Origin of the sequence: Pseudomonas sp. PDM02, assembly GCF_014852285.1 — a bacterium.
GTDB classification, from domain to species: Bacteria; Pseudomonadota; Gammaproteobacteria; order Pseudomonadales; family Pseudomonadaceae; genus Aquipseudomonas; species Aquipseudomonas migulae.
In genome coordinates this window covers 151,406-166,024 of sequence record NZ_JACVBL010000004.1, presented here as the reverse complement: position 1 = coordinate 166,024, position 14,619 = coordinate 151,406, and the positions used below count along the sequence as shown (strand labels likewise).

The following is a 14,619-nucleotide window of genomic DNA, read 5'->3' as shown; positions in this document are numbered from 1 at the left end:
CGCAAACCGTAGGGGCACCATGGAGCAATTTCGTAATATCGGCATCATCGGTCGCCTGGGCAGTTCGCAGGTGCTGGATACCGTCCGCCGACTGAAACGGTTTCTGCTCGATCGTCACCTGCACGTGATCCTCGAAGACACCATCGCTGAAGTCCTGCCGGGTCATGGCCTGCAAACTTCGTCGCGCAAGATGCTCGGTGAAGTCTGTGACATGGTGATTGTGGTCGGCGGTGACGGCAGCCTGCTTGGCGCCGCACGCGCACTGGCCCGACACAACATTCCGGTGCTCGGCATCAACCGTGGCAGCCTCGGTTTCCTGACCGATATTCGCCCCGATGAACTGGAAGTCAAAGTCGCCGAAGTACTCGACGGCCACTATCTGGTGGAAAACCGCTTCCTGCTGCAAGCCGAAGTCCGCCGCCACGCCGAGGCCATTGGCCAGGGCGATGCGTTGAACGACGTGGTGCTGCACCCCGGCAAATCGACGCGCATGATCGAGTTCGAGCTGTACATCGACGGCCAGTTCGTCTGCAGCCAGAAGGCCGACGGCCTGATCGTCTCCACGCCGACCGGCTCGACCGCGTACGCGCTGTCGGCGGGCGGTCCGATCATGCACCCCAAACTTGACGCTATTGTGATTGTGCCGATGTACCCCCATACCTTGTCGGGTAGACCGATTGTGGTCGATGGCAACAGTGAGCTGAAAATCGTCGTGTCCAAGGATATGCAGATCTACCCGCAAGTCTCCTGTGACGGGCAGAACCACTTCACCTGCGCGCCGGGTGACACCATCACCGTGAGCAAGAAAGCGCAGAAGCTGCGGCTGATTCATCCGCTTGACCACAACTACTACGAAGTCTGCCGGACCAAGCTCGGCTGGGGCAGCAAGTTGGGGGGTGGAGGCGACTGATGCTCGATCCCGCGCGAAGTTATGACCTTATCGGTGACGTGCACGGTTGCGCCCTGACCCTTGAGCACTTGCTCGACCTGCTCGGTTATCACAAACAGGGGGGCGTCTGGCGGCATCCGTCGCGCATGGCGGTGTTCGTCGGTGACATCATCGACCGCGGCCCACGGATTCGCGAGGCGCTGCACATCGTCCACGACATGGTCGAGGCCGGCCAGGCGTTGTGCATCATGGGCAACCATGAATTCAACGCACTCGGCTGGAGCACGCCAGCGCCGCCGGGCAGCGGCAAGCAATTCGTCCGTGAACACACGCCGCGTCATGCGCGCCTGCTGGGTGAAACCCTGACCCAGTTTGAAGACCATCCCGCCGACTGGCATGACTTCCAGCAATGGTTCTACGAACTGCCGCTGTTTGTAGATGCCGGGCGTTTCCGTGTGGTCCACGCCTGCTGGGATTCGGGCCTGATCGAGCCGCTACGCGCTCTGTTTCACGACGGCTGCGTCGATGAACATTTCCTCCAGGCCTCGGCCGTGCCGGGCAGTTTTGCCTGCACCGTGTTCGACCGTTTGCTGCGCGGCACCGACATGCGCTTGCCTGACGGGTTGACCATGACCAGCGGCGATGGCCTGACGCGCTCGTTCTTCCGAACCAAATTCTGGGAAGACGACCCGCAAACCTACGGAGACATAGTGTTCCAGCCTGACGCTTTACCGGAACCCGTGGCCCGAACGCCGCTGTCGTCCACCGAGAAAAACACCTTGCTGCGTTATGGCGTTGACGAGCCCTTGTTGTTCGTCGGCCACTACTGGCGCAGCGGCAAACCGGCACCGATCCGCCCGAACCTGGCCTGCCTGGATTACAGCGCGGTGCTTTACGGCAAGCTGGTCGCCTATCGACTGGATCAGGAAACCCGGCTCGATCCGCACAAATTCGTCTGGGTTGACGTCGAACGGCCGGAGGCACTGCGATGAGCGCCGTGGCCGTTTTACGCCTGCCGCTGGCGGTGGATCTGAGCGGGTTCGTCAAACTGCTGCAACGCATGCAGGTGCCGCATCGGGTCAGCGAAGAGCAGGGCGAGCAGGTGTTGTGGGTGCCCGCCAATATCAGTGAAGACGTGCGTGCGTTGTACGAGCGTTTTCCGACGGGTGATCCCGATCAGCAACTGGACATCCCGGTGGCGATAACCACGAAGCGTCCCGGTTTCGTCGAGCAATTGCGCCACGCCAAAGCGACGGCGGCGGTGCTGCTGCTGAGCCTGATCGTCGGTGCGGTGACGCTGCTGGGCGAAAACCTCGACACGATGCGCTGGTTGACCTTCCTCGATTTCCGGGTGGTCGGCGAATACATCCATTTCACGCCATTGGCCGACAGCCTGGCAGCGGGGCAGTGGTGGCGTCTGGTGACGCCGATGCTGATCCACTTCGGCATCCTCCACCTGGCCATGAACGGCATGTGGTATTGGGAACTGGGGCGACGCATTGAGTCGCGTCAAGGCGGCATCAACCTGATCGGCCTGACCCTGCTGTTCGCCCTGGTGTCGAACTACGCGCAGTTTTATTTCAGCGGCCCGACCTTGTTTGGCGGGTTGTCCGGCGTGCTGTATGGCCTGCTCGGGCATTGCTGGATCTTTCAGACCCTGTCGCCGAACCGCGCTTATCGCCTGCCTCGCGGGGTGCTGGTGATGATGCTGGTGTGGCTGCTGCTGTGCCTGTCCGGGCTGGTCTCGATGATCGGCTTCGGTGAAATTGCGAACGCCGCCCACGTCGGCGGGTTACTCATCGGATGCTTCACCGGTTTGTTGGGTGGTTTGTACAACCGCCGTAAACTGGCCGCCTAAAAAAGTTATGTAAGTTCGGAGACCTTGATGTCCTCTTTTAACGAAATGATCAAAAACATCACCCCCGATATCTACCAGAGCCTGAAACTGGCGGTGGAAATCGGCAAATGGTCCGACGGTGGCAAACTCACCGCCGAACAACGCGAACTGTCGCTGCAAGCGATGATCGCCTGGGAAATCCAGAACCTGCCCGAAGACCAGCGCACCGGTTACATGGGCGTGCAGGAATGTGGCTCGAAGTCGATTGAAGTGCCGAATATCCTGTTCAAGTCGGATGCCATCCATTGATCGAGATTGGCCGCGGTGCAATCAGTAAAATGTCGGCCCGCCTGGACGGGTCCGACGTGCAGTACGCGTTTCGTCTGGACGATGTCGAAGTGCCGGTCAACCCGTTGATCGGCACCACGGTACGTCTGGAATACCTGGGGGCAATCCACTGCTCCCATTGCGGACGCAAGACCAAAACCAGTTTCAGCCAGGGTTACTGCTACCCGTGCATGACCAAACTGGCGCAGTGCGATGTCTGCATCATGAGCCCGGAGCGCTGCCACTACGACGCCGGCACCTGCCGTGAGCCGGAGTGGGGCGAGAAGTTCTGCATGACCGATCACATCGTGTATCTGTCGAACTCGTCCGGGGTCAAAGTCGGGATTACCCGTGCGACCCAACTGCCGACGCGCTGGATCGACCAGGGCGCTCGTCAGGCGTTGCCGATCATGCGTGTTGCGACCCGTCAGCAGTCAGGCTTCGTCGAAGACCTGTTCCGCAGTCAGGTGGCGGACAAGACCAACTGGCGTGCTTTACTCAAGGGCGAAGCGGTTTCGGTGGACTTGGCCGAAGTTCGCGATCAGCTGTTTGAAAGCTGCGCCGAAGGCCTGCAAACCTTGCAGGAACGATTTGGTCTGCAGGCGATCCAGACTATTAGCGATGCCGAGCCGCTGGAAATCCGTTATCCGGTGGAGCAATACCCGGCCAAGATCGTCAGCTTCAACCTTGACAAGAACCCGATTGCCGAAGGCACGCTGCTGGGGATCAAGGGCCAGTACCTGATCTTCGACACCGGCGTGATCAATATTCGTAAATACACGGCTTATCAGCTCGCCGTGCATCAGTAAGGACTCCAGCATGCGCACCGAACAACCGAAGATGATCTATTTGAAAGACTATCAGGCGCCTGAGTACCTGATCGACGAGACGCACCTGACCTTCGAGTTGTTCGAGGACCACAGCCTGGTCCATGCGCAACTGGTGATGCGCCGCAACCCTGAGCGTGGCCCGGGCCTGCCGCCGCTGGTGCTGGACGGTCAGCAACTCGATCTGCTGTCGGTGACCCTGGCCGACCGCGAATTGACAGCTGCCGACTATCAGTTGACCGAGAACCATCTGACGCTGCATCCGACCAGCACCAGCTTCACGGTCGACACCAGCGTCCGCATTCACCCGGAAACCAACACCGCGCTGGAAGGCCTGTACAAGTCCGGCACGATGTTCTGCACCCAGTGCGAGGCCGAAGGCTTCCGCAAGATCACCTATTACCTCGACCGCCCGGACGTGATGAGCACGTTCACCACCACGGTCGTCGCGGAACAGCACAGCTACCCGGTGCTGCTGTCCAACGGCAACCCGATTGCCAGCGGTCCTGGCGAAGACGGCCGCCATTGGGCGACCTGGGAAGACCCGTTCAAGAAACCGGCCTACCTGTTCGCATTGGTGGCCGGTGATTTGTGGTGCGTCGAAGACACCTTCACCACCATGACCGAGCGCAACGTGGCGCTGCGCATCTACGTCGAGCCGGAAAACATCGACAAGTGCCAGCACGCCATGAACAGCCTGAAGAAGTCCATGCGCTGGGACGAAGAGGTCTACGGTCGCGAATACGACCTGGACATCTTCATGATCGTTGCGGTCAACGACTTCAACATGGGCGCCATGGAGAACAAGGGCCTCAACATCTTCAACTCCAGCGCCGTGCTGGCCCGCGCTGAAACCGCGACCGACGCCGCGCACCAGCGTGTCGAAGCGATCGTCGCCCACGAATACTTCCACAACTGGTCGGGCAACCGCGTGACCTGCCGCGACTGGTTCCAGTTGTCGCTGAAGGAAGGCTTCACCGTGTTCCGCGATTCCGGTTTCTCCGCCGACATGAACTCGGCCACCGTGAAGCGCATCCAGGACGTGGCTTACCTGCGCACTCATCAGTTCGCCGAAGACGCAGGTCCCATGGCCCACGCCGTGCGCCCGGACAGCTTTATCGAGATTTCCAACTTCTACACCCTGACCGTGTACGAAAAGGGCTCGGAAGTGGTCGGCATGATCCACACCTTGCTCGGCGCCGACGGTTTCCGTAAAGGCAGCGACCTGTATTTCGAGCGCCATGACGGCCAGGCCGTGACCTGCGATGACTTCATCAAGGCCATGGAAGATGCCAACGGTGTCGACCTGACCCAGTTCAAACGCTGGTACAGCCAGGCTGGCACGCCGCGTCTGGCGGTGAGCGAGTCCTACGACGCAGCAGCGAAAACCTACAGCCTGACGTTCCGTCAAAGCTGCCCGGCGACCCCGGACAAGGTTGAAAAACTGCCGTTCGTGATCCCGGTTGAATTGGGTCTGCTGGACGCCAAAGGCGCGCCTGTTGCCTTGCGCCTGTCCGGCGAAGCCAGTGCCCAGGGCACCTCGCGTGTCATTTCGGTGACCGAAGCCGAACAGACCTTCACCTTCGTCGATATCGCTGAGCAACCGCTGCCTTCGTTGCTGCGTGGCTTCTCGGCACCGGTGAAACTGAGCTTCCCGTACAACCGCGACCAACTGATGTTCCTGATGCAGCACGACAGCGACGGTTTCAATCGCTGGGATGCCGGCCAACAGTTGTCGGTGCAAGTGCTGCAAGAGCTGATCGCCCAGCAACAGAAGGGCGAGAAGCTGGTGCTGGATCAGCGCCTGATTTCGGCCTTGCGTACCGTGCTGTCGGACGAGTCGCTGGATCAGGCAATGGTCGCCGAAATGCTCTCGCTGCCGGGTGAGGCGTATCTGACCGAGATCAGCGAAGTGGCTGATGTTGACGCCATCCACATCGCTCGCGAGTTTGCCCGCAAGGCGTTGGCAGACGGTTTGTTCGAGGCGTTGTGGTCGCGTTACCAGGCCAACCGCGATCTGTCGAAACAAACCCCGTACATTGCCGAAGCCGAGCACTTTGCCCGTCGCGCCTTGCAGAACATTGCGCTGTCGTACCTGATGCTCAGCGGTCAATCGCAAGTAATGGCGGCGACGCTTGAGCAGTTCGAGACCAGCGACAACATGACCGAGCGCCTGACGGCATTGGCGGTGTTGGTGAATTCGCCGTTCGAAGAAGAAAAAGCCCTGGCGCTGGCCGGTTTTGCCGAGCACTTCAAGGACAATCCGCTGGTCATGGATCAATGGTTCAGCGTTCAGGCAGGCAGTACGTTGCCGGGCGGGCTGGAGCGGGTGCGTCAGTTGATGCGGCATCCGGCGTTCAACATCAAGAACCCGAACAAGGTGCGGGCGCTGGTCGGTGCGTTTGCCGGGCAGAACCTGATCAACTTCCATGCGGCGGATGGTTCGGGGTATCGCTTCCTGGCGGATCTGGTCATCGAACTGAACGGGTTCAACCCGCAGATTGCCTCTCGCCAACTGGCGCCGCTGACGCGCTGGCGCAAATACGACGATGCTCGTCAGGCGTTGATGAAAGGGGAGCTGGAGCGGATTCGTGCTTCGGGTCAACTGTCCAGCGATGTGTTTGAAGTGGTCAGCAAAAGCCTGGCCTGAGTTTGGCGTTGGAACCTGTAGGAGCGAGGCTTGCCCGCGAAGGTTGTGTGTCGGGCGCGTTTTTTGATGGTGTGCATATCCATTGCTGCGGTAACGGCTGCTGGCGGTTTCGCTCTTACAGCGACTCACTTTTCCAGACGCCGAAAAGTAAGCAAAAGGCTTTGCCCCTGACGTACGGCCCTTCGCCTAGGCTCAGGGTGCCCTCGCTCCGGTCCTGCTCCGTGGGCCCGCCGCCATCGGCCATCCCTGGCCGGGGGCGGCTAACCCGGCATCCATGCCGGGTTGCCCACTGCGCAGAACCTCCACTCGGCCTTCCGACGGGGCAGATCAAAATCAAAAACCAAGCAAAAGCAAAAGCGAGGCGGCCTGCCAGCCGACGTGGCTCTTTGATCGCACGCATCCCCCTGTAGGAGCCGGCTTGCTGGCGATAGCGTCCGTTCAGGCGATACATGTGTCGCTGACCCACCGCCATCGCCAGCAAGCCGGCTCCTACACGGGATCGGGTTCACACGATTCAAAATTGTAGGAGCCAGCTTGCTGGCGATGGACGTCAACGATAACGCGGGCTGTCTGAATGAACGCGTCGCCCAGACGTTTTTCGCCGGCAAGCCGGCTCCTACAGGGAACCCCATACGCTTTTGCTTTTCACCACTCATCAGGCCGAGCGTTAGCTCGCCTTCCGCTTTTGATCTGAGCGCCCCCTCGAGAGGCCGAGCGCAGGTTCTGCGCAGTGGGCAACCCGGCATGGATGCCGGGTTAGCCGCCCCCGGCCATGGATGGCCGATGGCGGCGGGCCCACGGAGCAGGACCGGAGCGAGGGCATGCCGAGCCACAGCGAGGCACCGAACGAAAGGGGCAAGAGCCCTTTGGTTACTTTGGGGCTTTTCCAAAGTGACTCGCCGTAAGGGCGAAACCATTAGCCGCCATCACCGCAGCAACGGATATACCCCCCATCCAATAGACAAAGCTCACCATCAAGCCACACGCTCAACCGTATCCGAACCGCTCTTCTTGCCTGCGCCACTCCAGCGCACCAAAACGAATCGAACAACTTTGTTCCACCCATACGCGACCCCGATGCCACCTACGACGGCAAAGACCACCGCGAACACAGGCAGGTCAACAATATGCCGGGCCAGGGACTGGAATTGAAAATGCGTCAGATAAATAAACAGCGTTGACGATGCAACTAGCGCAAGCCCCCGGGCGATGAGACCTGGCACCGGAATTGACTTGACCCAAATCAGAGAGAGAACTGCAGGGATGGCGATATCAACATAATCCTTCGCAACTTCCTGCGCCCCCGTCCCGAAGATTGCCAGAAGATCCTCCCCACCCATCACAACCACAGCAACCGCACTGACGATCCACTTCTGGGCACTTGAATGAGCATAGTGAACGGCCATTCCAAGCACCATGACCGCAAGGTAGTGCTGTGGCACGCGGTTATAGAGCGGTGACGCGTCAAACAGAAACGCACTGATCACAATGTCGGCCACGGCCAATGCACATGCCGCCAGAACAAGGCAGCGAAACGGGTTCGCAACAATGATGTTCCTGACACGCTCGAACGACAGAACAAACCCGATGATGACAATCATCTGCAAGAGCACTTCAACATACCAGTAGGCAAAGCCGCCCATCATCGTCGGTGGAAACCAGTTGGAGATCAGCAACATCGTTTGCCAATGAACCTGGTCGAACAGTATCTGATTCAAAAGTGTGTAAAGGATGGTCGGCACCGCAATAAAGACCACTGACCTGACCAGCGTACGCACATTGCCGCGTTCATTGATGGCTTGAAACTGGAACCTCGCCAGGCTGATGCCCGAGATCAGAAACAATACCGTCGTCTCCCCTACCACTGACCAGGTCGAGAACAGATGAAGATGCCCAATGACAATCAGGATTATCGAGATAACACGTAAAAGGACAGGGACTTCCATTGCCCTGATGGACAGCTTTGAACTGCTGGTTTTACCGGCCAACCCACACAGTTCATGTACCGGTGTCATTTCCCATTGATCGGGCAGATGGCCGATCAGTTCTTCAAGCACCATTGAGGCCTGAACGAACGACAGCGAATCCCCACCCAGCTCGACAAACGTCAGGTTTGCGTCGATGCGCGGGACCTGGAGTATTTCGGCCCAAGCCTGCGTCAGTTTTAACGCAAGCGGCGATAGATCCCGATCGGAATGGTTGGACGCCGCCTCTGTGTTGGCAGCTATCCGCGGCAGCGCCCGCCTATCGATCTTTCCGTTCGGCGTCAGTGGAATCGCATCCAGAAAGACGAACAACGCCGGCACCATGTATTCCGGGAGCCGAGTGTTGAGGTGCTCACGCAGTTCACCCGTTGAAACAGCGTTGATTGAAACGCAATAGGCCACCAGCCTGACCTGCGCGTTGTCATTGACGGCAAGCACAACGCACTGCTTGATCAGCGGATGTTTCGAAAGTGCGCCTTCGATTTCAGCCAGCTCAATACGATGTCCGCGAATCTTGACCTGACTATCGCCCCGCCCCAGAAAGCTGACTCTGCCATCTGAAAGATAAGTCCCAAGGTCGCCGGTTCTATAACAAATGTCGCTCTCGACATTGGTAAACGGATTCACCACAAACTTTTCCCGGGTTTGCGCGATGTCCTCCCAGTAACCCTGCGCCAAGTAAGGGCTGCGTATCAGGATTTCTCCGACCTCACCTTCATGCACCAATTGACGGGTGTCATTCACGACCAGCAATTGCGCGTTTTTAATGCCTCTACCCAGTGGAATCCTGGAATTGTCGGCTTCAGGGTCGACGTGGTGGTACGCCATTGCCTGAGGCGTTTCCGTCGTACCGTAAAAATTGACACTGACGGCATTGGGGGCGATCACGCACATTTGCTCGAACAGCGAAATGCCTAATGCATCGCCACCCCAGAACAAGTATCGAAGCGCGTTGAATCTTGCACCCTGAAGTGTTGCGCCGGTTCCTATCAGCCTTCCCAACGGCGGCGTCAGATGAATAATCGAAATGGCATTTTTTTGTATCCACGCCGCCAATGCCACAGGGTCTATGACGGTCGACTGTGCGGGAACGATAACTTTTGCGCCAATCGACAGCGGGGTAAATACATCCCGGTACACAGGGTCATGCCCCAGCCCGGACAGCAGCGAAAAGCTGTCGTCTTTTGACAAGGAATGGCGCTGGGTATGCCACTCAATGAAATGCACCAACGGCGCATGAGTGGCCACGATGCCCTTCGGTTCGCCGGTGCTGCCCGATGTGAAGGTGATATAGGCCGGCTGTGCAGGGTCGACTTGCGGCAAGGCATGTTGGTGAAAGGCGAACTCACGCAATGAGTCGGCGGGATTTTCCGCAATGCTGACGATCCGTGGAGCCGAACGCCCGGCCTCCAGGTGTTCGGAATCGAGATCGACGGTGGCCCCACCGCAAAGCAGGACAAAGGAAGGCTTTAGCATTCGGATGATTTGTCCGATGCGCGCAGGTGGATACGCAACATCGGCAACGGTGAACGTCGACCCGGCACGCAAGGCGCCGAGCATTGCATAGACCAACCCCGCACAGCGATTGGAAACAATAACCACCCGGTCGGATTCGGTCGCGCCATTGACCTTCAGGAAGGACGCAATACCATGGCTTATCTGTTCAAGCTGACGATAACTGCACGTCGCGTCGTGAGAGACGACCGCAATGGCGTCAGGCGAGCGCTGCGCCTGTTGCAAGAAGTCCATGAATATCGGGCGATCGGCACAATACTCCAGATTAAGCGTCGGATTTGGGCGATGATCCTGCATCTTGGATTTATGCTCCGCATGATCTGTACGAGGTTAACGTCGTGATCCGGAAATGCAGACTGAGGTTAGTCCCCCTCACCTCAGTCTGCTACCTTTCCCCCGTTCATTGCGTACCCGGCATCCTGGAGACATCGCATGCGCCCTCTTCGCACCTTCGCCCGCCCCTGGCTGCAATCGCTGCTGTTGCTGGGCAGCGTCATAGCGGGCATGTCCAGTGCCGAGCCACGGCCCGGGCACATGGTCTATCTGCGCGCGATTGATCCGAGCATCGAGCAAGACATTCGCTACGCCAGCCCCCACAACTTCACCGGTCACCCACTCGACGGTTATGCCGCCGCCGAATGCCTGTTGACGCTGGACGCCGCCAGGGCGCTCGCCCGGGTACAAGCGTCGTTGCGTGCGCAAGGCTACGGTTTGAAGGTGTTTGATTGTTATCGCCCGAAACGGGCGGTGGCCGATATGGGCCGCTTTGCCACCGAGCCGGGCGACCCACGCAAGGCCGAGTTCTACCCGCGCGTGGACAAGCAGGACTTCTGGCGCCTGGGGTATGTGGCGCGGGTGTCGAATCACTCCAGAGGCTCGACCGTGGACCTGACCCTCACCGGGCCCAAGGCGTTGCCCGCCAGCGCCTGGACGCCCTCGGCCACACAGGTCGATTGCACCGCCCCCTACGATCAGCGCTGGCATGACGGCGCACTCGACATGGGCACCGGCTTCGATTGCTTCGATGAGCGGGCGCATACCGCCAACCCGACGATCAATGCGACCGCGCAGGACAATCGCCAGCGGCTCCGCAGCGCCATGGCAAAAGAAGGCTTCTCCGGGTACTCGAAAGAATGGTGGCACTTCACTTATGGCAGCGCACAGGCACCGAACAACGTGATGGATTTCCCCATCACGCCGCTCGACGCCAATGCCGCACTCGACGCCAGCCATCAACTGATTGTGGTCACCACAAAAAACTGGGATGACCTGCAAGGCAGCGCCCAGCGCTATGAACGCGACGGGAACACCTTCCGCAAATATGGCGAGGCGTTTGCGGTGGTGGTCGGCAAAAACGGCATGGCCTGGGGCAAAGGCTTGGACAACGTTGAGCCAGGCGCAGAACCCGTCAAACACGAAGGCGATGGAAAAGCGCCGGCCGGGATTTTCAAGCTGGGAACAGCGTTCGGTTACGAGACCAGCGCCGACACGAAACTGCCCTACCTCGCCCTGACAGCGACCACCGAATGCGTGGACGACAGCCATTCCGGACACTACAACACCCTGGTCGACGGCGCGGCGATGCCCAAGGACTGGAGCAGTTCCGAACGCATGCGCAGCGAAGAAGGCTATCGAAAAGGCATTGTCATCGAGCACAACACACCCGCGTCCCCCGCCTCGGGCTCGTGCATCTTTTTCCACATCTGGCGTAGCCCGACATCGCCGACGGCGGGTTGCACAGCCATGGATCAGGCGGACATCAGCCGATTGTTCGACTGGCTCGATCCGCAGCAGTCTCCCCTGCTGGTGCAAATGCCCGAGGCGCAATACGAGCACGTTCGCGAGCGCTGGAACCTGCCGGAACGGTGATCGGTCAGCCCTGCTTCAAATCCAGGCAATAGGTGTAGTAACCCGTATCGCGCACATAGCCCAAGGCTTCATACAACCGCTGCGCACCGTGATTGTCCGTGGCGGTTTCCAGCACCAGGCCTTTGGCGCCGCTCAACACCGCGAAGTCGCGCGCGGTGTTCATCAGCCGCGTTGCGACCCCGCGCCCTCGGGCGGCAGGCGCAGTGAACAGGTCACCGAGCAGCCAGGTGCGATGCGCGTCGATAGACGAAAAAGTCGGGAACAACTGGACAAAACCCAGTGCTTCGCCGTCGGTGTCCCGGGCGAAGAAGATCACGGACTCATCCCGGGCAATGCGCTCGGCGATAAAGTGGCGGGACTGATTCAGGTTCGAGGGCTGGCCATAGAACCCCCGATAGGCGTCGAAGAGGCTGGCGACTTGATCGATGTGCGTTGCGTCGGCGCGATGTACCTGAACATCCATCTCAATGGTCTCCGTGCGGTTCACGACTCATGGTAGTAGTACAGCTTGTTGATGATGACCCAGCGATCATCGATCTTCAGTAGCGACAGGTAATCGGTAAACCTCATCCCCGCATAATCATCGATGATTTTTACGGCGGCGGCGTCGCCTGTTATGTCCAGGTCAATCACTTCCCAAAAAGGCTTCACCTCTTTTGCCGCCGGGCCTTCGGTTTTGATCGCGTCGACAAACTCATCAAGGGACAGCCATTCAAGCGCTTTTTGGAAGTGACCGATGATGCGACAAGACGGATGAAATGCTTTTCGCAACGAGGCTTCGTCAGCGAAGACCATACCCTCGACATAAAGTTTGACGGCTTCTTTGACAGACTCTTTTTCTGCGGAATCAGTTGTCATGTCTCACCTCCACTTCTGCTAACGCATTCTGGATTGTTCGCAAGGGCGCCCGCGAACGATCAGGTCGTTTGGTCGAACGGATCTTGCGGGCAATGTCCACAAACGGCGTGACGATCAGGCTGTAAACCGTCAGGTAACGCTCAGAATCCTGATCACCGGTGCCGAACCGCAGGGCTTCGGGTTTCGACGTGGTGACGTACAGCGTGCCGAACATCCAGTCCCACAAGGACAGGTTGATACTGAAGTTCTTGTTGAAATGGTGCGGCGCGTCGCTGTGATGAATCTGGTGCTGGGCCGGGCTGTTCAGCACATGTTCGAACACCGGGCCGAACGACAGCCAGACATGACTGTGACGCAGGTTTCCCACCAGCCCGTTGAGGATGAACACCAGCCAGGTCACGCCGAACAAAGTATAGCGGCTGATCTCGCCGCCGCAGGCGTACCAGAAGACGCCGGCATAGGCGCCGATGCCGATGATCGTCGAGAGCTTTTCGACAATCTTTTCCACGAAATGAACCCGGCTGGCGGTCGCTGGAACCAGCACCGGCGCCGAATGGTGGACTTTGTGGAATGCCCACAACCATTTGGAATGGAAGGCGCGGTGCGCCCAGTAGGCCATGAAGTCTTTCACCAGGAAAACGCCCAGCCCGTAGAGCAAGGACAGTGAAAGATTCTGCTCCACTTGCACCCGCGCGCCCCAGAGGTTGGTGAAAAAGGCGATGTAGTCTCCGGAGCGCAGGACGAGCGGGTCCACCAGACCGACAATCGGCAACACTAACGCCACTTTCAGAATCGCCCGCACGAAGTAGTAGCGGTAATCGAGCAACGCCGAACGATGGAAATACACCCGACGCCCGCCGATGAACTGCCCGAACGACTGCGCGTCGGTGAGACCTCGATGTTTCCTGAACCGGAACAGGGCGTAAGCGATGCTGTAAGACGAGAACAGAAACAGTACACCCATGCGCCCATTCAGATCGAAAAGGCCCAGGAACTGGCGAGTGACGGGCTCGATCACCCACTCGGTCAGGCCGTTAAAAAGCAGCACAAGGGCATCCACCAGGAGCTTGCCTCCCTCAAAGAAAAGGTATTGGAATTTAACCGCAACAGAGAACGGTTCTTAAGTGTAGATTGAGTTCAAGCCTCTGCACATCCCCCCACTCAGAGATTGGATCTGCTTCCTCGCCACAGGCTTTGCGGCTGACGTAAAGTCGCGGGACTTTCCGGAGGCCAACATGAGCGAACCCACCCCCACGATCTACCTGTCCGATACATCCGACCGGGCGCTGTTCGACCGGATTGCCGATGAATTGCAGCAAAGTCTCGACGGGACGTGGGTCGTACAGGCCAGCGGGCTGGATCAGCGTTATTGGGACCTGGAGGTCGAGGGGCAGCTCATTACGCTGCATCTGGAACATTACCTGGGGATCATGCTGCTGGTGGACGACGCGGATCCGGTCTGGGTGGCGTCGGAACGCTTTCAGGCGTTGGTGCAGCGGTTGCAGGTTTTCGACCGGGAAAAATCGATGGGGACGCCCCCCGATCCGTAGGAGCCAGGCTTGCCGGTGAAGGCGTCCATGAAATCGCCATCGCCGGCAAGCCGGCTCCTACAGGTGTGGCGTGAACCTACAATCCCCAACACCCCCGAATCCGTAGGAGCCAGCTTGCTGGCGATGGCATCCGGGAAATCGCCATCGCCAGCAAGCCGGGCTCCTACAGGTGTGGCGTGAACCTAAATTCCCCAACACCCCCGAATCCGTAGGAGCCGGCTTGCTGGCGATGGCGTCCGTGAAATCGCCATCGCCAGCAAGCCGGGCTCCTACAGGTGTGGCGTGAACCTACAACCCCCAACACCCCCGAAT

At 59.0% G+C, this 14,619-nt stretch carries 12 protein-coding genes; 8 read left to right on the top strand and 4 right to left on the bottom strand.

Annotated features, from left to right (window positions below):
• Positions 1-19 precede the first annotated feature (19 nt).
• Genes IB245_RS09160 through pepN form a run of 6 tightly spaced genes read left to right on the top strand, consistent with a single transcriptional unit; the run spans position 20 to position 6,530 of the window.
• Positions 20-910, top strand: a complete 891-nt coding sequence (locus IB245_RS09160) for an NAD(+) kinase (RefSeq protein WP_008028599.1) — start codon at positions 20-22, stop codon at positions 908-910.
• Positions 907-1,881 (top strand): metallophosphoesterase, encoded by a 975-nt coding sequence (locus IB245_RS09155; protein ID WP_177318166.1) that lies wholly within the window; start codon positions 907-909, stop codon positions 1,879-1,881. Before IB245_RS09160 ends, IB245_RS09155 begins: the two co-directional genes overlap by 4 nt.
• Positions 1,878-2,747, top strand: coding sequence for a rhomboid family intramembrane serine protease (locus IB245_RS09150; protein WP_192227355.1), 870 nt, complete (start codon positions 1,878-1,880; stop codon positions 2,745-2,747). Before IB245_RS09155 ends, IB245_RS09150 begins: the two co-directional genes overlap by 4 nt.
• 27 nt (positions 2,748-2,774) lie before the next feature.
• Positions 2,775-3,035, top strand: coding sequence for a YeaC family protein (locus tag IB245_RS09145; protein WP_008028592.1), 261 nt, complete (start codon positions 2,775-2,777; stop codon positions 3,033-3,035).
• Complete coding sequence (locus tag IB245_RS09140) at positions 3,032-3,862, top strand: DUF2797 domain-containing protein (protein WP_192227354.1); 831 nt, start codon at positions 3,032-3,034, stop codon at positions 3,860-3,862. The genes IB245_RS09145 and IB245_RS09140 overlap by 4 nt, the downstream gene beginning before the upstream one ends.
• Positions 3,863-3,872: 10 nt before the next feature.
• A complete protein-coding gene (gene pepN, locus IB245_RS09135; RefSeq protein ID WP_192227353.1) occupies positions 3,873-6,530 on the top strand; it encodes an aminopeptidase N in 2,658 nt (885 codons plus the stop codon).
• Positions 6,531-7,504: 974 nt separating this feature from the next.
• Here the strand turns inward: pepN and IB245_RS09130 are convergent.
• Positions 7,505-10,327, bottom strand: coding sequence for an amino acid adenylation domain-containing protein (locus IB245_RS09130; RefSeq protein ID WP_192227352.1), 2,823 nt, complete (start codon positions 10,325-10,327; stop codon positions 7,505-7,507).
• A 135-nt stretch (positions 10,328-10,462) separates the two neighbouring features.
• On the opposite strand from IB245_RS09130, the gene IB245_RS09125 reads away from it, so the two are divergent.
• Entirely contained in the window at positions 10,463-11,899 is a 1,437-nt protein-coding gene (locus IB245_RS09125) for a M15 family metallopeptidase (protein ID WP_192227351.1), read from the top strand.
• Positions 11,900-11,903: 4 nt separating this feature from the next.
• Here the strand turns inward: IB245_RS09125 and IB245_RS09120 are convergent, their stop codons facing one another.
• From IB245_RS09120 to IB245_RS09110, 3 genes are read right to left on the bottom strand one after another with little or no spacing between them, the layout of a single operon-like run.
• Positions 11,904-12,362, bottom strand: coding sequence for a GNAT family N-acetyltransferase (locus tag IB245_RS09120; RefSeq protein ID WP_192227350.1), 459 nt, complete (start codon positions 12,360-12,362; stop codon positions 11,904-11,906).
• 20 nt (positions 12,363-12,382) lie between these two features.
• Complete coding sequence (locus IB245_RS09115) at positions 12,383-12,757, bottom strand: nuclear transport factor 2 family protein (protein ID WP_192227349.1); 375 nt, start codon at positions 12,755-12,757, stop codon at positions 12,383-12,385.
• Complete coding sequence (locus tag IB245_RS09110; RefSeq protein WP_192227348.1) at positions 12,747-13,817, bottom strand: sterol desaturase family protein; 1,071 nt, start codon at positions 13,815-13,817, stop codon at positions 12,747-12,749. The genes IB245_RS09115 and IB245_RS09110 overlap by 11 nt, the downstream gene beginning before the upstream one ends.
• 175 nt (positions 13,818-13,992) lie before the next feature.
• Here IB245_RS09110 and IB245_RS09105 point away from each other — a divergent pair, with 175 nt between their 5' ends.
• On the top strand, positions 13,993-14,307 hold the full coding sequence (locus tag IB245_RS09105) for a DUF3630 family protein (RefSeq protein WP_192227347.1): 315 nt from the start codon (positions 13,993-13,995) through the stop codon (positions 14,305-14,307).
• Positions 14,308-14,619: the final 312 nt, after the last annotated feature.